The following is an 18,632-nucleotide window of genomic DNA, read 5'->3' as shown; positions in this document are numbered from 1 at the left end:
TACCACTATATACAATCGAGGGTGGGAAAAAGTCACAAATTATTTTTTATTTTTTTATCGTCTCCATTTATCAGGCTTGCAGCTTGAAGAATTTGTTAACGTTTTGGTTCAATCTGCGGGATTGAACCAGCGGCCGGAATCTTTAGCTTAGGCCGATATCAATCGGCGGACTCTTATTTTCTTATCATCAATGATAATGAGACTTTCGATCCATTCTGCATGGGGAAGAGAATCCATGAGACGAGTTAAAGCTTCGATCGTCTTTTCTATGGTGGTCGGCCAAATGCGGAGTCGGACGACGCCATGATGCATCCCCAGAGGATACAGGCGTGAATCGGCAAAATCCTCGTCAAATGTTACTACAATGGCCTTTTCCTGTTGCGCCCAGCGGTATAGAAACTCATCCGCCCTGCCTTCGAAACCCAGATCCTTGACATGCCATATTTTCCATGACGGCCTTTGGCTGCGAAACCACACGGCTACGGCGAATGGTATGTTTTGGTCGAGGAGGATTCTGAGGCCCTTTTCAGGCATGTGCCAATACCTTTTCCTCGTCAATTACCGCTACGGCATATTGCAGGGCTGCCGCTACCATCTCGCTTGATAGTTCCGGATAGGCATGTACAACCTGCTCAACGGTGTAACCGCCCGCAATCATGCCAAGAATATTTTTTACCATAATGCGGGTGCCGCTGATCACCGGTTTTCCCGCACAGATTTTCGAATCTACCATAATCCATTCATTCATCGTTCACCTCCGCTTTGCTAAAGATCGAACTTGGGAATATATCATGCAAAAACCCCCTCATTCATCACATTCGTATAGAAGGGCATGGCTTGCAGCAGGGGGCTGCTCCACTCCTTTCTGGTATGAATGATGGCATTGATCACCTCTCCGCTGGCAATCTCCACGTCGAAAATCTTGTAATTGATGGCAATCTTTTCTTTTTCGGAGATATCCTTTTCGACGATGACGAGGATATCCCAGTCCGAATCTGCATTTTCTTCGTGCCGTGAGCGGGAACCGAATAAAATGACCTCGGCAGATGGATAGTCTGATTGTACGAGTGTTTTTATGTTTGAAAGAAAAGCATCGCTATTCATGGTGCAATACCTCATGAATTTGTTTAGCTGACTTTATGATGTTTATGATGCCCTGATGCTTGTCCATAAATTCTTCCTTGAAAACCGCGGAAAACCGGGGACACGATCCCGATTTCTACGAAATCAGGTCAAGCCCCCTCCCCAAATTATCCGCGGCGGTAATTTTACCTCTTTTGCCCTATATACAATCGAGGGTGGGAAAAAGTCACAATTTATTTTTGCACATTTTAAACGCCGGCTTGCTCGTCGGCATATTTTATCGCCGGGACTAACAATTTTGGAGCGTTCAGCAGGGATGCTTTATTCTCAATGATTTCAGCAATTCTTCGCTCTACCGCCGCATTTACTATCTTTTCACCGCAGCGGGGGCAGACGCCTGCCGGTACGTCCTCGATGACAATCAGCTCACCCCGAACCCAGAAATCCTGTTTGATTTGCCTTCCTTCCATCAAGGCATCGCAAATATCACACTCGCCATAATCATAATTTTTGAATCTTGTGGTCATATCGAATCTCCCAATTCGAGAGCAGAGCGAGCACATCATTGTTTTGTCGGCCCACCCATCACGGATGCGATGTAATGGCGATGACCGTGATCAGATTCTCCTCCGGTCCGTAATACCAGAAAACCCGATAGGCCGCCGGTGTGGACTGCTCGGCGTAGGCTTCAAAGACCTTTTCGCCCCGAGGACCTTTGAGGCTGGTGAACTCGTACGTCTGAAGGCTTGGATGTCGCGGATTTTCCGACAGGAAACGGAGTGTCTTGCGGACAGCCCGAAGCCGCTTTTCAAGTCCCCTGTCTGTCTTCAGGCGATCCCAGTGCTCCCTTGCCCGCTCCGAAAGGCTAATCTCAAACAATCAGGGCTCCTTAAGTTCTTCGGGATCCAATCGGGAGACCTTCCCCTGCGAGACCTCCCGCAAACCCTCCCGGACGTCGTTGATTGCCTCCGGGTTTTGGAAAAGCCAGAGTTCCGAAGCCGGGATCTCGGCAATCGGCTGCAGCAGCACTTCGCCTCTGTCGTTCCGATAGAGACGGATCCTTTTGGAGCCTTTGAGGATTTCGCCGACGGTCAGGCGGTTCCGTTCATCAATGGTTCTCGTCCCAATTTCCTCAAACGAATCATTTACTTGTAATATATTATTCATAAGACCGCCCCCTTTTCACCCACTATACAGAAACTCCCTTCAGGGGTCAAGGGGGAAAACCCATTTTGTTATTTTTTTCTTGACAAAATCAAAAGATTTATATTAGATTCTGTAACAATGTTTAAATGTTTAATTATGGAGGTTATATGGCAACGGTTATGAAGATCAGTCCGCAAGGACAGATTCGCATCCCCAGGAAATTCATGGAAATCCTTGGCTTGGAAGCGGGTGATTACATCGAGGCGCTGCTGGAAGAAAATCATATTGCCTTGAAGCCGAGGAAGCTGATTGATCCTTCTCAGGGATGGTACTGGACGAAGGAATGGCAGCAGGCGGAAAAAGAGGTGGATGGCGAGGTCGAAAGGGGCGAGGTGTCTCCAGCGTTCCAGACGGCTGAAGAAGGTATCGAATGGTTGAAAAAATAGCCGGTTATGAATTCAGCAGCCGGTTCCGGAAGGACTACCAAGCCCTGTCGAAAGAGATTCGGGACATTTTCGAGATAAAACTCCCTCTTTTTCTCGACAATCCCCGCCACCCTTCCCTACGGGTTAAAAGACTCATCGGGACCGCAGACCGATGGGAAGGTTCCGTGACCATGAACTACCGCTTCACTTTTCAGCTTGCTGAGGGAAAGGTGCTATTCCGCCGGATCGGCGCCCACGACATTCTAAAGATGGAAGGCTGAATTAATAGGGCGGTAAATGTCTTTTCTATGAAGAACCCTCTGAAATTCTAAAAAACATTCAGGTGGACAGCCCTTGGTAATATGCCTTCGCCTCAGATAATGCCAACGATTCTGACTCTTCCGCTTCCTTCATTAGATGGTATAGCCCGTGATTTTCTATAATCTCCTCTATGCAAAACTCGTCACACCGGTGAAAACCGGTGTCCAGCGCGCTTGTAACGCATTGAAATTTCTGGATTCCGGCTTCCGCCGGAATGACCTGCGGGGCATTTATGCGACTTTTGCAATTGCCTCAAAATTTAACATTTTGGTTCAATCTGCAAGATTGAACCAGCCATAAAGTGTTTATCTAAATGCTGTTGTTGCTACATCGGTCAGGAATCGTTTGATCTCTTCATCAGAAACAGGTTGAAAGACAAAGTCCACTTTTTCAGAATAGTCAATATCCTGAAAGTAACAGACCTGTTCCCGGAAGAGTTTCTCGTTGTAATAGGCGCCGAAAAGGTCTTTTGATTTTTCTGAAATCTGCGCCAGAGAAAAGTGATCCTTCAACAGAAAATAGAGGTCCACATAGTCTTTCCATTTTGCTCTGCCGCCAAGGGCATAAGCCTTCATGGCAGCAAGGGTCAGAAGGTCTGGAAGATGGATGATCTGCTCAAAATATATGGGTGCGTCAATCCCGTATGGATAGGAAAAAAAGGTGAGCTTGACATCATGAATGACAAGATGGAGCTGTTCGGAATCTTCAAAAAGGGTATTGGATACCGGGTATTTATGACGGTCAATGAGCCTCTTGATGGATTGCTTTTTGATCTTGCCGGGGGTGAAGAGATCAAAATCAATGGAGCGCCGATGCCCGAGATAAAGCGCGATGGCCGTGCCGCCGACCAGATAATAATCCCGCGCGAATTCCTTGACCAGAGGCAGGAGTTTAACCTGATTTGCCGTCAGAATGTCTCTATGCATGGCGGTTAAAATATTCTTTGAAAAAATGAACCGTCCGCGGCCGGTAATTGATTCGCCGGCCCGATGTCTGCCGGTTGAAGATTTCAGCTACCTTTTCGATTCCATAATAATCAAAAAGTTGCCTGACTGTATTCTCATTGCCGTTACTGAGCACAGACTCCACGATGGCGTCGGGACTGAGTGACGCTACCTCTTTCTCAGGAACCCACCAGAAAAGATGCTTTATCGCGAGGGTCAGGTGATTATTATCAGGAGCCAGTTCCACCAACGGATATTGAACCATCCGTTCCTCCGGCAGCCTAATTGCCTGGGCTATCGCAGCGGGTACCTGTAATTGCACACTCATATTCTCACCTCAGAGAAATTCCGCAATCTTGTCATGGCTATGCCCCCTGGTGATCTTTTTCAACTTTCCTTGTTGCCCATTATACAACCGGGGGCGGGAAAAAGTCACAATTTATTTTTAAGAATTTTAATGTTTTGGTTCAATCTGCGGGATTGAACCAGCCGACAACATGATCAACAAAGTCTCACGGCTCGATCATCTTCGGGCTGGCGATGCGCGAGAGGTGTTTCCGGTCGAAGGAATAGACGTCGGTGATGTTCAGCTTTTCTGTCAGGGCGGCGATATAGCCGTCCACGATGTCTATGTTCTGGCCTTCATAATGATCCAGTGCCCTGGTCATGATTGCGCCGTTGATCACCTCCAGACCCGGCGTCGCCAGGATGGACCGGATCATGGGCGCGATTTCTCCGGGCTTCATATCGTAAGACGATTCCAGCACCCAGATGAGTTCCACGAGCACGAGATCGGCCGTAACAAGCCGCACCTTGCCTGCGGACGCTTCACCGAGAAGCGCCTCGACGCGGTCGGCCTTTTCTGCGTCATCATCGGTGAGGTACCGGACGAAGAGATTGGTATCAACGAAGCAGGCCTTCATTCGCTTTCCCCTTTGACCGTTGCGGCGAGTGCTGCCTTGGCCCGGGCCCGCTCTTCGCTGAAAGAGCCGGAACCTTTCGTCTTCACCGCGCCCCGGAAGGCCTTCAGCGTCCGGAGGGGTTGAAGAAGCACCCTTTCGCCCTCCCGGATAAATGCGACCCGATCATTGGGGCCGATTCCCATGGCGTCCCGGATCGGCTTGGGAATCGTTACTTGCCCCTTGGTGGTAACCGTTGATAGCATAAATCTAACCTCCTCATTTTTTTCTTACCCAAGATAATATGTAAGAAAAGAAGATTTGTCAACTGTTGTCTTGACCCTTTTAACCCCCATGCCCGGCGCGGGCACAACGAAACATGAAAATCCCCCCTTAACCCCCCTTTGGTAAAGGGGGGAGGGGGGATTTTCATATAAAGATTAGCTGTAAAATCAAGCTATTCCAAGGCCAGCAGCTCTTCGGGACGGTCAATCAAGTGATCCGGTCGGGACGCAGCCAGGATTTCACGGCTGTGCCAACCCCAGGTAACGGCGATGGTTTTGATTCCTACGGCCTGGGCCTCTTTGATGTCGCCGGTGGTGTCGCCTATGTAGTAGGTATTATCTTTATCTATCGCATACTTGGCCAGGACCTGGAGGATCTTTTCTTTTTTGCTGAAGTGAACGTCCGAACCCAAGACATCCTGGAAGTAATCCTGTAATTGGTGCAGGCGCAGGATAAGATGGATATCCTCAGAACCACTGGAAGAAACGATAACGAGGATGTTCCCCGCTTGTAGTTTTGCGAGTACCGGGTTCAGACCGGGATATGGTTTCATGTCTCCGTAATTTACCTGGGCCAGTATATCAACGGCGGCGGCCATAAAAGCGTCCAGGTTGACGCCCCGTTTGGCCAGGGAGGCGTAGAAATTATCTTCATAGAGGGCCAGAAAATCGGCGCGCGTCTTGATGAAATGCTGGCCGATTTTTTCGAGACAGCTCCGGACGGTTCCTTCATAAACATCCAAGGAATCAACGACCACGCCATCGAAGTCAAAAATCAACAATTTCCTCATTTTTCCACCTAATAATGCGCATCAAATCCCCCTTAATCCCCCTTTTCTAAAGGGGGAAGATTGATTTTCTTCCCTCGGCAAAGGGGGAATTTGTTGTTCCCCTCTTTGGCAAAGAGGGGTTAGGGGAGATTTTCGTTATCGTTTGTGACGGCGTACCGTCATGCGCGTTTCACCTAAAAATGCGAATCAAATCCCCCTTAATCCCCCTTTTCTAAAGGGGGAAGATTGATTTTCTCTCCTCGGCAAAAGGGGGACTTTATGATTCCCCTCTTTGGTAAAGAGGGGTTAGGGGAGATTCTATTAATCCAGCCTCTTTTTGAACCTCCATATCGCTGTTGCAAAAAGAACAACCCCAATGACGGTCATCGCCGCAAATTGCTCCCAGAGGATCGCCAGACCCACCCCCTTCAGAAAGATGCCCCTGATGATGACGAGGAAATAGCGCAGGGGATTCAGGTAGGTGAGCATCTGCACGACGAGGGGCATGTTGGCGATGGGAAAAACGAAGCCGCTCAGCATAAAGAAGGGCAAGAGGAAAAAAAAGGTGGTCATCATCGCCTGCTGCTGGGTCGAGGAGATGGTGGAAATAAAAAGCCCCACCCCGAGCGTGCTTAAGAGAAAGAGGCAGGAAGCGACAAAAAGGAGGCCGACGCTACCCGCCAGGGGTAAGCTGAACCAGAAGATCGCAAAAATGGTGACTACAATCATCTGGGCCAGGGAGATTATTATGTAAGGCACTGTTTTCCCTATAATAAGCTCCACCGGCTTCAGGGGCGTGACGATCAACTGCTCCATCGTACCGGCCTCTTTTTCCTTGATGATGGCCATCGAGGTGAGCAAAAGCGACAAAAGCATGATCAGGAAGGCCACGACCGCCGGCACAAAAAAATACTGGCTATCCAGGTTGGGGTTAAACCAGGTCCTGATGCGCCCGTCTATCCGGCCATAGTCCATGCGTTGCGGGTAGAGCTCACGCAGGAATTTCCCGTTCAAGCCTTCAATGATGGTAGATAGATAGGCCAGACGCAGCGAGGCCACGTTGCTCATGCTGCCGTCGGCCAGGATCTGGATAGCCGCCGTCTGCCCCTGGCGAATCAACCGGCTGAAATCCGGGGGTACCGTCACGGCCAAATCCACCTTACCCGCTAGCAGCAGTTTCTCCAGTTCACCGGGACTGGTGACATAATTGGTAATCAGGTAAATCCCGTTGCCCCGGATCGCCTCGGCAACCATCCGGCTGTCTCTGGTTTGGGACTGATCAAAAATGGCGACCCGCACATCCTTGACGTCATAATTGACGACATAACCAAAGATCAAAAGCTGGATGAGCGGCGCCATGACCAGGATGGGCCGATTTTTTTTATCCCGGAAAAGCTGGATGAATTCCTTGCGGATCAGTTCCCTAATTGTCAGCCAGTTCATATCACCCACCCCCTACCCCCCTCCCGTCGCCAAAGTAGGTGCCTTAAGCAAGGGAGGGGGAACTTATTTGGAAGAGATACGCAATTTCTCACTTTATATCGCCGCCGCCGGATCGCCATTTTCCTGCGCACGGTATTGCAGCTCGTAGAGGCGGGAGTAGAGCCCCTGACGGGCCAGCAGTTCCTGGTGATTCCCTTCTTCCCAGACTTCGCCCTTGTGGATGACGAGGATGCGGTTCACGTTCTTGATGGTGGACAGACGGTGGGCGATAATCAGGGCCGTGCGGTCCTTAAGCAGCTCCTGCAAGGCCCTCTGGATCAGGATCTCCGTCCGGGTGTCCACGGAGCTCGTGGCCTCGTCGAGGATCAGGATTTTGGGGTCGAAGGCCAGCGCCCGGGCGAAGGAAAGCAACTGCCGCTGTCCCTGGGAGAGGGTAACACCGCGTTCCTGCACCTCTTCCTGATAACCGGCCGGGAGGTGTTCGATGAAGGGGGCGATGTGGACGCGCCGGGCGGCATCTTTCATACGTTCTTCACTGATGCGCGGATCGCCCAGCGTGATGTTGTCGGCCATGTTGCCCGAAAACAGAAAAACATCCTGCAGGACCAGGCCCAAATGCCGCCGCAGTTCCTGTTTGTTCCAGTGCCGGATGTCCACGCCGTCCACCAGAATAGCGCCGCGCTCAAGTTCGTAGAAACGGCACAGCGCCGATATTATGGATGTTTTACCGCCTCCCGTGGCGCCGACCAGGGCGATCTTCTCCCCCGGTTCAACCCGGAAGGAGATCCCCTTGAGTACGGGTTCGCCGGGGCGATAGGAAAGCCAGACGTCCTGAAAATCTACCGCACCCCGGAGCTGCTGCGGGCGGCTGGGCGCCGGCGGGTTCTGGACTGTTTCCGCCGTGTCCAAGAGGTCGAAAATCCGCTCCGACGAGGCCATGGCGGCCTGCATGATGTTGTATTTTTCCGCGATATCCCGGATCGGGTGATAGATGCGCTGGATATACTGGATAAAGGCGACGATGACCCCGGGCAGGAGGGCCTGCTGGAGGATCAGGCTGCCTCCGTACCAAAGGGCGAGGCCGATGGTCAGGGCGCTGAAGATTTCCACGACGGGGTAAAACATGGCATTGTAGCGGGTGCTGTTCAGCAGGACGTCCCGATAGTTGGTGTTGATGCCCTGGAAGCGCTCGTAAATCTGCTGCTCCTGGCCGAAGGACTGGATCGTCCCGATCCCCGCGATGTTCTCCTGGAGGTTCGCATTAAGCCGGGCCATCACCATCCGGCTTTCCCGATAAACATCCCGGGAACGGCGCCGGTAATAGCGGCTGAAGTAGATGATGAGCGGCAGGCTCGTGAGGATGACCAGCGCCAGCTTCCAGTTCAAAAACAGCATGGCCCCCGCAATCCCGCAGACCGTAAAGGCGTCTCCGAGCAGACCAACCACGCCCGTGCTGAACAATTCATTGAGCGTCTCCACGTCGTTGATCGTGCGCGTCATGAGGCGGCCCACGGGGTTACGGTCAAAATAGGCCAGGTCCTGTTTTTGCAGGTGGGCAAATATCTGGGTTCTTAAGTCGTGCATGGCCCGTTGGCCAGTGTATTCCGTGAGGTAACTCTGGACAAAGAGGAAGCAAAAACCGAGCAGCACACTGCCTACATAGGCCAGCGCCATCAGATTCAGCCCGTGCAGATCATTATCGGTGATGTAACGGTCAATGGCGACCTTGGTTATATAAGGCCCCAACAATTGCATGCCCGTATAAAGCGTAAGAAGCAGTAAGGAAAGGGCCATGATCATGCGGTAAGGCTTCAGGTAGCGGAGCAGCCGCTTCATGAGACGGGCATCGTAAGCCTTGCCGAGGATCTGGTCGTCATGTTGCGTGGTCCCGGTCATCGCGCTGCCTCCCTGCGGTCCATGATCTCAACCTCCCGGGCTAATTGCTGCCTCCGGTAGAGGCGGTAATAGGCCCCTTGCCGCTGCAGGAGCTCTTCATGGGTACCCCGTTCGATAATCTCGCCGCCGCGCATATAAACGATCAGATCTGCGCCCCGGACCGTCGAGATCCGGTGGGAAATCAGGATGGTAGTCCTTTGGGCCATAAACCGGCACAACTCGGTCAATATCTCTTCCTCTGTTTCCGTATCCACGCTCGAAAAGGCATCGTCGAGGATCAAAAGGGGCGGGTTCTTGATGATGGCACGGGCCAGGGCTGTACGCTGCTTCTGCCCTCCCGACAGCCGGACGCCACGCTCCCCCAGCATGGTATCGTACTGACCGGCCAACTCGCGGATGGTGGGCAGGATCTGGGCGACGCGCGCCGATTCCTCTATTTCCTTCAGGTCGGCATCCCGCCGGCCGAAGATGATATTCTCCCGGATCGAGCTGGAAAACAGGAAAATATCCTGGGAAACAAACCCGATCGCCTCTTTCAGACGGGCGAGAGGAATCCGGGTAATATCGGCGCCGTCAATGAAAATAGCGCCAGAGGACGGTTCGAAGAGCCGCAGCAGCAGATGGACCAGCGTGCTCTTCCCCGCGCCCGTATCGCCGATGATGCCGCACGTGGAGCCGGCGGGAATAGAAAGAGAGATGTTTTTGAGGTCCGGGGATGTCTGGTCACCGTAAGCGAAGCTTAAGTTGGTGATCTCGACGCGCCCCCGGATCGCGCCCGCCGGCGTCGGCTGTTCGTCTGATTGGTAGCCTGGCGCCACGGGGGTATCCATGATCTCGATAATCCGGCTCAGAGCGGCTGTGCCTCTCTGATACTGATTGACCAACTGTCCCACGGCCATAACAGGCCAGGTCAGCATGCCCAGGTAGCCGTTAAAGGCGACAAATTCCCCCAGGGTCATGGTCCCCTGCATGACCTTTTGTCCTCCCAGCCACAAAACGATCGCGGCGGCAATACCCGTAAATAACCGCATAAGGGGCCACAATATTGCCCAGAGGGTCGCCAGGCGCAGGTTTTTGCGACGATATTCGGCGCTGAGCTGGTTGAAGCCGCCGATCTGGTTTTCTTCCTGGGCATAGGCCTGGACGACCCGGATGCCGGCCAGATCTTCCTGAACGTAGGCGCTGAGCGAACTCAGGTGCTGTTGGGCATCCCGCGACCATTGGAAGATGCGCTTGCCGAAGAAGCGCACGGAGAGGCTGATCAAAGGCAGACTTAAAAGCGACCAGAAGGTGAGCACGGGATCAATGGCGAGCATGAAGAAAATGCTTCCCGAGATGACCACGGCCGTATCAATGACCATCAAGGTGCCCTGGCCCAGTAGCTCCCGCATGGCCTGCATGTCATTGGTAAGACGGGACATCAGATCGCCGGTCTTGTTGTGCTGGAAATAGGAAAGCGGCAGTTTCAGTATATGGGAAAAGACGTCGGCCCGAAAGTCCCGCTCCACGCGGCGGGAGAAGCCGAAAATATTGACGCGCCAGAAGTAGCGGAACATGCCCTGCAGGGAGGCCACGGCCAGAATCAACAGCGGGTAGGTGATCAGCGACTGCGTCGGCCCGCCTGGCTGGAGAACCCGGTCTATCCCGCCCTTGATGAGCCAGGGGATAGCCATACCCGTGAGATCGGTGGCCACGAGGGTGACGATGCCGATGATCAGCAGACGCCGGTAACGGATGATAAGGAATTTAACCTGGGAATAATAGCGAAAAATGGATTGGCCTCTTCTTTTCTATCCTTAACCACTTAAATCCCGATAACGAGGGATATGACGATTCTGATGAAACCGGCTGCCAGCAGCACGCCGATGGGATCGCGCTTGCACGGACCGACGGCGGCAAACGCGCCTATTCCCATAACAGCATCGGCGGGAGCCGCAATGGCACTTTTTGTCAAGTCTATTACCACGGACGCCAGCAGGCCGACAACAGCCAAGCTGATCCCCCGCATCATTCCCTGAATCATCGGCGCGTTCTTGAACCGCATGAATGAGCCTGCAATCGCCAGTACGATAAGCGCCGTCGGCAGAAATAATCCCATTGTTCCCAGGATTGCTCCGGATAAACCAGCGATTTTGTAGCCTATAAACGCAACCATGATCATCAGGGGGCCGGGGGTGATCTGACCGATTGCCAGCGCGCTGCTGAAATCGCTTTCGGTGAGCCACCCATAGCGGGTTACCAAATCGTAATGCAGCGGCGTAATCATCGCGTATCCGCCGCCGAAGGACAGTGATCCGATTTTAAGCGTGACGAGAAAAAAATCCCAAAGCATCGGTCACCTCTATTCGGTTGGGATTATGGACTGCGGTTTAAACAGCCAGGCGCCGATCAATCCGAGAAGAACAATCAGAATAATGGGGTCAATGTTGAAAAATGCCAGCGCAACAAAAGCGACCACGATCAATGCTGCGTCTTGAAAACTCTTTGTGGTCGTCCGGCCGGTTTTCCACAGGACACTGATAAACAAGCCCACGACACCCGCGGCAATCCCGCGCGAGAAGATCATAACCCAGCGATTATGCTCGACCTGCACATAAAATGCGGCAATCGCCACGACCAAAAGAAAACTCGGCAGCAGCGCGCCCATGCCGCACACTGCCGCGCCGCGTATCCCGCGCAGGCGATAACCGACGAAGATCGCTGTCGCGAAGAAAATCGGTCCCGGCGTTACCGTCCCGATGCCGACACTTTGCGTAAACTCTTCGGCAGTCAACCACCGGTGTCGTTCTACAACTTCTTTTTGCATAATGGTGAGCAGTGAAAATGTGCCCCCGAAACCGAGCAGACCGATTTTTAAAAATACCTTTGCTAACTGCGATAATGGCGCCATACGTGTCTCCTGCGGATTCAAGCGGCCAGTTAAATGAAATTTTGCCATGCGTTTTGTTTTTGCAGGTCTAACAGAAAATTTTGGTTATGCCCAATAAATTATTGACAAAGCATTTGTTCAGTGATCTAATGCCTTGAATTTTTAGTAAGTTAGAAATTATTCGTGGCTTTCTGGGAAATGGATAAATTATGGCTTCGGCAATTTTCATATTACTCGTACTTTTTCTGATTAACGGCGCTTTGGCGATGGCGGAAATTGCCCTCGTGTCTGCACGCAAGACCCGCCTCGAAATTGACGCCCAGCGCGGCGACAAACTGGCCATGCTGGCCTTCGCCAATGCCACGGCGCCGTCCCGGATTCTGTCCACCATCCAGGTCGGGGTCACGCTGATTGCCATTTTGACGGGTGTGTACAGCGGTGATGAGATTGCCACGGGCGTGGGTAAGATCCTGGTCGGGATGGGCTTAAATCCGGCCTACAGCCATTCGCTGTCCCTGGCTGTCGTCGTGATTCTGGTCACCTTTGTTTCCATCCTCATCGGCGAACTGGTGCCAAAGCACATCGGCCTGGCGAACCCGGAAAGGATCGCCAAAGCAACGGTCCGCCCCTTGCTGTTTCTGATGTACATTACCTTTCCCTTTACCTGGATCCTGTTCAAATGCAGCGAGGTGATCATCCGGCTTCTCGGCATCAGGCTTGCGGCCCACTCCACGGTGACGGAAGAGGAGATCAAGGCCATGGTCCAGGAAGGCACTGAAGGCGGGGAAGTACAGGAAATCGAACAGGATATTGTGGAGAGGGTATTCCACTTGGGAGACCGGAAGATCAGTTCCCTCATGACTCATCATTCCGATATGACCTGGCTCGACATTCAAGATTCGGACGAGCATAATCGGGACAAGATCCGGGTCGATCTGCACTCGGTTTATCCCGTTTGCGACGGCGACCTGGACAATATGCTCGGCGTTGTTTTTGTGAAGGATCTTTTCCTGGGCAATATTGGCGAGGCAGACTTCAAGATCGTTGACCAGAGAAAGCCGGCCCACTTCGTGCTGGAAACGCTCACGGCCTATGAGACGCTTGAGCTTTTCAAAAAAAAGAAGATCCATTATGGAGTCGTGGTGGACGAATATGGCTCCACGGTAGGGATGGTTACCCTGAACGATATCCTGGAGGCCCTCGTCGGCGATTTCAAGGAAGAAAACCCCGATGAGCCCAAGATCATCCGGCGACAGGATGGCACCTGGCCATCCTCAAACGCATCCCCCGTACGGGCGAAAAGTTCACCTGGCGCGACTGGGAATTCGAGGTGGTAGATCTGGACAGGAACCGCATAGACAAGATGCTCATCCGGCAACTCAATAAGGTTAGGTAAGTAGCGGATTAATAGGCTATTGCTCAAGACGCTCATGGAAAAGCAGGGATTCAAGAACTATGCGAAGGAGTGGTGGCATTTTACCCTGCGTGATGAGCCATTTCCGCAGACCTATTTCGATTTCGTTATTGAATAATGACGCTGTCCTATGAACATCAAGTCATCTTAACAAAAGTTTCCCATTGACTCCGCATCTTGTTTGGCCTACATTCACCCCCCCGACTTACCCTGTCTGGGATGATCTCAAGGAATGGTATTTGCTGACTGATCTCTCCGGCGGCGACGAGTAAGAAGAGATATCCTGACCTGTGAAAAGGTAAGGCAGGCCGAGAACAGCAATTGGTATATCCAGTTGCAGTAAAAAGAAATTTCAGAACTATTACAGGAGGTTAAAATGAGGATTATCACACTAACAATAACGACGCTGCTGGTAACAGTTTTTGCGGTCGGAACGACGCTGGGCGCCGGTATGCCCCAGGCCAAGGTCGAGTATTCAGCGGACAGCACTATGGAAAGTCAGGGTATGACGATGACGTCCAAGGTTTTTCAGGCCGAGAATAAATACCGGATGGAAATGAAGGTTAAGGGGACAAACAACATCGTGATCAGCCGGATGGATAAGAAACTTTCCTGGGTCCTGATGCCGGATCAGAAGATGTATATGGAGAACAGTCTCGAAGAGGGGAAAAAGAAGAGCAACGACATCAATGACTGCAAGATCGAACAGCAGCCGCTCGGCAGTGAAACGGTCAACGGTATGAAGACTACTAAAAATAAGCTCGCCATGTCCTGTCCGGATGGGTTGAAATATAACGGTTCCATGTGGGTCACCAAGGAAGGCATTATGGTCAAGATGGACTCCGTTGCCAAGACCGATAAAGGGGACATTCCCTTTAAAATGGAGCTCAAAAATATCAATATTGCCAAACAGGATCCCAGTCTTTTTGAAATACCGGCGGGATATCAGGCAATGAACATGGGTGGGATTATGGGTGCGGTTGGCGATATGATGAAAAAGGCTACCCAGGCGGGAGAAAAAAAGGCCAAAGATGAGGCCGCCAAAAAGGAAAGGGATGAGGCGGCTGCCAAGCGACAACAGGAGGGAGGGCGTTCCTATACTTCCAAGCCGCGGGCGGAGGGACGTTCTTATACTGCCGCACCAAGGACGGATGGACGTTCCTACACAGCCGAGCCACGTGCTGAGGCCGGTCGTTCCTACACGGCGCAAAAAAAGAGCGGAATCGGCGGGGTTGATCCCGTAAAGATTTTTAAAGACATTTTCAAATGGTAGGTGAGGCGGCATGATCCGTCTTCTGGCGAAGCTGCTTACGGCTGTTTTTCTCCTAACCGGCGTGGGAGCTGCCACAGGAGCTGAAGTGCCGCTTTCCCCGCCGACGGCGGCAGCCTCGTACTTGGTGCGGGTGAACGGCGCGATTCTCTGGTCGAGGGCGGCCCAAAGCAGGCTTCCCCAGGCCAGCCTGGCCAAAATAATGACCGCCCTTTTGGTGCTTGAACAAGGAAAGGCTGAAGAGCTGGTCACGGTCAGCAACACGGCCGCCCGCGAAACAGGGACCCGGATCGGTCTTCGGCAAGGGGAGAGGTTGCGGACCAAGGACCTGCTGGCGGCCACGCTGCTCGGTTCGGCGAATGACGCCTGCCGGGCCTTAGCCGATCACCTTGGTGCAGGGGAGTTCCGTTTTGTCGCCCGGATGAACAGCAGGGCGCAGGAACTTGGTCTGGCAAATACCCACTTCAACAATGCCTGCGGTCACGACCATCCCCTACAGTATTCCACCGCTTACGATCTGGCGGTGCTGGCCGAATTCGCCATGAGCCACCGGCCATTTGCCGAACTTGCCAGAACGGTGTCGCTACGCATCGAAACTGCCGACGGCCTGCGCGCATTCAATCTGGAAAACAAAAACGAGTTGGTGGGGCGTTACCAGGGGGCGATCGGTGTGAAAACCGGCACCACCCCCAAAGCAGGCAAGTGTCTGGTTGCCCTGGCAGAACGGGGGGAGAACCGGGTCATGCTGGTTATGCTGAAGGCGCCGGAACGCTGGTGGCAGGCCGTCGCCATCCTGGACCGGGCCTTTGCCGCTGCTGCCGAGCGGCATAGTCCTCCAGATGGTCATACCGATGCTCTGTTTAGTCCCCGCTTGACGGGGGAAAGCCGGCCTCTATTTAATAACACTGGATTCCGGGTCAAGCCCGGAATGACGAAAGAGGGAAGTGACGACTTTTACGAGTTCGTCAAGAGTAATGACCAATAAAATCGCCCACCCGCTGCTCCTGATAAGCGCCCTGACGATGGCCCACATCAATTCCCTGCCGGGGACCTTTCAGTTTGACGATTACAACGTGATCGTGAACAATTCCCTGGTTCATAGCTGGTCAGCGTGGCTGGCTGATCTTCCGCACGGAATCCGGCCCTTCCTGAAACTAACCTACACTTTTAACTGGACCATGGGCTGGGGGGCATTCGGCTTTCACCTCTTTAACCTGGCCGTGCATGCCGGCAATACCTTGCTGGTCTATGCGATCGCCGGCCGCATCCTGCGGGAGCAGACAGCGGCACTCTCAAAGCCCGGCACGCAAATGGCGGCCTTCCTGGCAGCTCTCCTTTTTGCTGTTCACCCGGTGCAGACGGAGGCCGTTACCTATATCTGCGGACGTTCCACATCACTCATGGCTTTTTTCTATCTGGCCGGTTTTTACGCCTATCAGTGTGGAGTCGAGGAAAACAGAGGGGTATTAATCTATCTGGCCGGTCCGGTTCTGTTCGTTATGGCGATACTGACGAAAGAGGTCGCCGTTACGCTGCCGGCGGCGCTCCTGCTCTGGGAGGCCTGCCGGCGAGACAGGGGCCAAGACAAAGGAAAGCCGGCGGCCTTGCTGCGCCGCCAAGGCATCTACTGGTTGCTTCTGGGTGTCCTCCTGGCGGCTATGCTTTACCACCCCCGCTATTGGGGATTGCTGGAGTTCAGCGCTGAAACCCGCCCTCTGCGGCAAAATATCCTCAGCCAGATCAATGGGATATGCTATCTTGTCTCCCGCTTCTTATGGCTGCCCGGGCTGAATATTGATCCCGACCTGCCGGTGATCTCCCGCTGGACGCCGCTGCTGTCCTTACAGGCAGCCACCCTGATCTTCACTTTAGTTCTCGGGATGGTCGCGGTTAAAAAGAAACCCTGGCTCGGCTTCGGTATTCTCTGGTTTTTTCTGCATCTGCTTCCGACCAACTCGATAATCCCGCGCCTGGATATTGCCAATGAGCGGCAACTTTACCTGTCCGGCGTCGGACTGTATCTGCTGGCTGGCCAGGGCGCGAATCTTCTCTATGAAAGGATGCCGCAGGGGAAAAGTTTCGTCCGTTGGGGACTGGCACTCGTATTTTTCGTGCTGATAGCGACGACGATACAGCGGAACCATGCCTATCAGAACGAAATCGCCCTCTGGCAGGATACTGTCCAGAAATCGCCGCACAAGGCACGCGTCTACAACAATCTGGGGTATGCCTTTTTTCTGGCCGGTCGTTACGGTGAAGCCCGGGAAGCTTACACCGTTGCGCTACGCATCAGGCCGGACTGGGCGCTGCCCCGCAACAATCTCACTGCCATAGAGACCGCACTGAAAAGGAGAAAGCTTTGAAAACACAATTTTATGACTGTCACATCCATTTTTATTTTAAATTTCCTGCCGAAGAACTGAAACAAGTTTTCAGCCGGTTAATACAAGGCGGCCTGATAGGGTTCAATGCCCTGGTGTTTGCAGAATTCCCCAGTGATATCAAGACCGTCCTCAAGATGGTGCCGGGTGCTTATCACGACCACATATCCATTGCGGCGCTCGAGATGCAGCAGGACCCCTTCCCCTACTTTGAATGGGCGGCGCCCTTAAAGATTATTGCTTTTGCGGACACCCGGTTCATCCTTCAGGGAATCGAAGAAAAAATGGCGCAGTTAAAACAGAGAGGCTTCCGGGGGCTCAAGCTCCTCTACGTTCCCGAAGAGGACACGAACATCCGCGTACAGGGCATGGAGCAGGCCTTCGGACGACCGGTAAAGAAGTCGGAAGAGATCACCGCGCGCCTGATCGCCAGCGCTGCGTCTCAGGGGATGTGTGTCCTGTTCCATGTAGATTTAAGAAGATACGGCAATTTTGTGGAAGAAATGCTCCAAAACCACCCGGCGACCAACTTTAACATCCCGCATTTCGGATTTTCCCGCAAAGCCATATACCATCTTTTAGAGACCTATCCCAATTGCTACACAGACACTTCATCCCTCGTGCCGTTCATGGTGGAAGATCCGGAATCCTATCAAAGTTTTATCCGCCAATTCCAGGACCGGATTCTTTATGGCAGTGATGCTTTAATTGGCGATCCCGAGCATGTCGAATCAACTCAGAGTTTTGTCGGTCAGTTTCTCGATGATCCGGCCATCTTTCAAAAACTTACCTGTAAAAATTATCTGAAGTTTCATGGTCTCTGAAAATCTTTATTTTTTACCAATGGGCCATTCACCGCGCTCTTTTAGCACGTCCCGGTAGACGGCCAATGCCTCATTAACGGCGGGCATGCCTGTATAGGTTGCCATCTGGAAAAATATCTCGGTAATTTTAGCAGGATCGCAGCCGACATTCAGGGCCGCGTTGACATGCAGTTTCAGTTCGTCGCTGGCCCTGGTGGCGGCCAGGATGGCGCAGGCGATCATTTGCCTTTCCGGCAGGGACAAGACTGTTCGGGAGTAAAGGTTGCCGGTAATAAATTTGGAAAAATCATTGGCCAATTCTTTGTCAAATGCCTTCCAGGTGAGGTAAGGCGGGTCCATCTTGACGCCTTTGCCAAACAGTATGTTGGCAGTTTCCCTGGTTTTTCTGGTAATTGTCTCGTCACACATAAGTATTTCCTTTCTCTTGGAGGCGCCGTGCCTGATCTTTTCTTGCCGGTTGCACCTACGTTCCATACTGCTGTTATTCTACAATTTCCCTGTCTATACCCTGATAAATTTTACTGTCAAGAGCAAATAGAATTGTCCGGTTTTGTAGCACGTGATTTGTCCGCTTTTCTGTTCTTCAAGAGGGATCTATTTTGAGAACAGGAGGTGAGCGGCGGATGTTCGCTTTCCTCGCCAGTTATTCTTGTGCAGGAGTTA

At 52.5% G+C, this 18,632-nt stretch carries 25 protein-coding genes and 2 pseudogenes; 9 read left to right on the top strand and 18 right to left on the bottom strand.

What is annotated here, in order from left to right; translation table 11 throughout:
• Positions 1–147: 147 nt before the first annotated feature.
• The 6 genes from NT140_07680 to NT140_07655 form a co-directional block, all read right to left on the bottom strand.
• Positions 148–534 (bottom strand): DUF5615 family PIN-like protein, encoded by a 387-nt coding sequence (locus tag NT140_07680; GenBank protein MCX5831752.1) that lies wholly within the window; start codon positions 532–534, stop codon positions 148–150.
• A complete protein-coding gene (locus NT140_07675) occupies positions 527–748 on the bottom strand; it encodes a DUF433 domain-containing protein (GenBank protein MCX5831751.1) in 222 nt (73 codons plus the stop codon). Before NT140_07675 ends, NT140_07680 begins: the two co-directional genes overlap by 8 nt.
• Before the next feature lie 41 nt (positions 749–789).
• Positions 790–1,104, bottom strand: coding sequence for a nucleotidyltransferase domain-containing protein (locus NT140_07670; GenBank protein MCX5831750.1), 315 nt, complete (start codon positions 1,102–1,104; stop codon positions 790–792).
• Positions 1,105–1,331: 227 nt separating this feature from the next.
• Positions 1,332–1,610: a YgiT-type zinc finger protein gene (locus tag NT140_07665; GenBank protein MCX5831749.1), complete on the bottom strand. Its 279-nt coding sequence runs from the start codon at positions 1,608–1,610 to the stop codon at positions 1,332–1,334.
• Between the two features lie 58 nt (positions 1,611–1,668).
• A complete protein-coding gene (locus NT140_07660) occupies positions 1,669–1,953 on the bottom strand; it encodes a hypothetical protein (GenBank protein MCX5831748.1) in 285 nt (94 codons plus the stop codon).
• A gap of 9 nt (positions 1,954–1,962) precedes the next feature.
• Positions 1,963–2,250, bottom strand: coding sequence for a hypothetical protein (locus tag NT140_07655; protein ID MCX5831747.1), 288 nt, complete (start codon positions 2,248–2,250; stop codon positions 1,963–1,965).
• A gap of 146 nt (positions 2,251–2,396) precedes the next feature.
• Between NT140_07655 and NT140_07650 the strand changes: the two genes are divergently transcribed.
• Positions 2,397–2,675: an AbrB/MazE/SpoVT family DNA-binding domain-containing protein gene (locus NT140_07650; protein ID MCX5831746.1), complete on the top strand. Its 279-nt coding sequence runs from the start codon at positions 2,397–2,399 to the stop codon at positions 2,673–2,675.
• A complete protein-coding gene (locus tag NT140_07645) occupies positions 2,660–2,935 on the top strand; it encodes a hypothetical protein (GenBank protein MCX5831745.1) in 276 nt (91 codons plus the stop codon). Before NT140_07650 ends, NT140_07645 begins: the two co-directional genes overlap by 16 nt.
• Positions 2,936–2,993: 58 nt before the next feature.
• Here NT140_07645 and NT140_07640 read toward each other — a convergent pair whose 3' ends face one another.
• From NT140_07640 to NT140_07590, 11 genes are all read right to left on the bottom strand, one after another.
• Positions 2,994–3,095 carry a hypothetical protein gene (locus tag NT140_07640; GenBank protein ID MCX5831744.1) on the bottom strand — a complete coding sequence of 34 codons (102 nt, stop codon included), beginning with the start codon at positions 3,093–3,095 and terminating at the stop codon, positions 2,994–2,996.
• 185 nt (positions 3,096–3,280) lie between these two features.
• Entirely contained in the window at positions 3,281–3,901 is a 621-nt protein-coding gene (locus tag NT140_07635) for a nucleotidyl transferase AbiEii/AbiGii toxin family protein (protein MCX5831743.1), read from the bottom strand.
• Complete coding sequence (locus NT140_07630; protein ID MCX5831742.1) at positions 3,894–4,247, bottom strand: hypothetical protein; 354 nt, start codon at positions 4,245–4,247, stop codon at positions 3,894–3,896. The genes NT140_07635 and NT140_07630 overlap by 8 nt, the downstream gene beginning before the upstream one ends.
• 184 nt (positions 4,248–4,431) lie before the next feature.
• Positions 4,432–4,842: a type II toxin-antitoxin system VapC family toxin gene (locus NT140_07625; GenBank protein ID MCX5831741.1), complete on the bottom strand. Its 411-nt coding sequence runs from the start codon at positions 4,840–4,842 to the stop codon at positions 4,432–4,434.
• Positions 4,839–5,084: an AbrB/MazE/SpoVT family DNA-binding domain-containing protein gene (locus NT140_07620; protein ID MCX5831740.1), complete on the bottom strand. Its 246-nt coding sequence runs from the start codon at positions 5,082–5,084 to the stop codon at positions 4,839–4,841. Before NT140_07620 ends, NT140_07625 begins: the two co-directional genes overlap by 4 nt.
• Positions 5,085–5,275: 191 nt before the next feature.
• Entirely contained in the window at positions 5,276–5,893 is a 618-nt protein-coding gene (locus NT140_07615) for an HAD family hydrolase (protein MCX5831739.1), read from the bottom strand.
• Between the two features lie 300 nt (positions 5,894–6,193).
• Positions 6,194–7,315, bottom strand: a complete 1,122-nt coding sequence (locus tag NT140_07610; GenBank protein ID MCX5831738.1) for an ABC transporter permease — start codon at positions 7,313–7,315, stop codon at positions 6,194–6,196.
• A 93-nt stretch (positions 7,316–7,408) separates the two neighbouring features.
• Positions 7,409–9,211: an ABC transporter ATP-binding protein gene (locus NT140_07605; protein ID MCX5831737.1), complete on the bottom strand. Its 1,803-nt coding sequence runs from the start codon at positions 9,209–9,211 to the stop codon at positions 7,409–7,411.
• Positions 9,208–10,917: an ABC transporter ATP-binding protein gene (locus NT140_07600; GenBank protein MCX5831736.1), complete on the bottom strand. Its 1,710-nt coding sequence runs from the start codon at positions 10,915–10,917 to the stop codon at positions 9,208–9,210. Before NT140_07600 ends, NT140_07605 begins: the two co-directional genes overlap by 4 nt.
• Before the next feature lie 98 nt (positions 10,918–11,015).
• Positions 11,016–11,543 (bottom strand): chromate transporter, encoded by a 528-nt coding sequence (locus NT140_07595; protein ID MCX5831735.1) that lies wholly within the window; start codon positions 11,541–11,543, stop codon positions 11,016–11,018.
• Positions 11,544–11,552: 9 nt separating this feature from the next.
• Positions 11,553–12,101: a chromate transporter gene (locus NT140_07590; protein MCX5831734.1), complete on the bottom strand. Its 549-nt coding sequence runs from the start codon at positions 12,099–12,101 to the stop codon at positions 11,553–11,555.
• Positions 12,102–12,346: 245 nt separating this feature from the next.
• Here NT140_07590 and NT140_07585 point away from each other — a divergent pair.
• The 7 genes and pseudogenes from NT140_07585 to NT140_07555 all read left to right on the top strand — a co-directional run bounded on the left by NT140_07585 (position 12,347) and on the right by NT140_07555 (position 17,969).
• A pseudogene (locus NT140_07585) lies at positions 12,347–13,225 on the top strand (hemolysin family protein).
• A 137-nt stretch (positions 13,226–13,362) separates the two neighbouring features.
• A complete protein-coding gene (locus NT140_07580) occupies positions 13,363–13,476 on the top strand; it encodes a hypothetical protein (GenBank protein MCX5831733.1) in 114 nt (37 codons plus the stop codon).
• Between the two features lie 4 nt (positions 13,477–13,480).
• Positions 13,481–13,612: pseudogene (locus tag NT140_07575) on the top strand (D-alanyl-D-alanine dipeptidase).
• Between the two features lie 258 nt (positions 13,613–13,870).
• Entirely contained in the window at positions 13,871–14,767 is an 897-nt protein-coding gene (locus tag NT140_07570; GenBank protein MCX5831732.1) for a DUF4412 domain-containing protein, read from the top strand.
• A gap of 10 nt (positions 14,768–14,777) precedes the next feature.
• A complete protein-coding gene (locus NT140_07565; GenBank protein MCX5831731.1) occupies positions 14,778–15,749 on the top strand; it encodes a D-alanyl-D-alanine carboxypeptidase in 972 nt (323 codons plus the stop codon).
• Positions 15,739–17,127 (top strand): tetratricopeptide repeat protein, encoded by a 1,389-nt coding sequence (locus NT140_07560; protein MCX5831730.1) that lies wholly within the window; start codon positions 15,739–15,741, stop codon positions 17,125–17,127. Before NT140_07565 ends, NT140_07560 begins: the two co-directional genes overlap by 11 nt.
• A complete protein-coding gene (locus NT140_07555) occupies positions 17,124–17,969 on the top strand; it encodes an amidohydrolase family protein (GenBank protein ID MCX5831729.1) in 846 nt (281 codons plus the stop codon). Before NT140_07560 ends, NT140_07555 begins: the two co-directional genes overlap by 4 nt.
• 6 nt (positions 17,970–17,975) lie before the next feature.
• Here NT140_07555 and NT140_07550 read toward each other — a convergent pair whose 3' ends face one another.
• On the bottom strand, positions 17,976–18,443 hold the full coding sequence (locus tag NT140_07550; GenBank protein MCX5831728.1) for a carboxymuconolactone decarboxylase family protein: 468 nt from the start codon (positions 18,441–18,443) through the stop codon (positions 17,976–17,978).
• Positions 18,444–18,632: the final 189 nt, after the last annotated feature.

Source organism: Deltaproteobacteria bacterium (assembly GCA_026388415.1).
GTDB lineage: Bacteria > Desulfobacterota > Syntrophia > Syntrophales > JACQWR01 > JAPLJV01.
The sequence above is the reverse complement of the archived record's forward strand: the minus strand, read 5'-3'. Positions and strand labels throughout refer to the sequence as shown.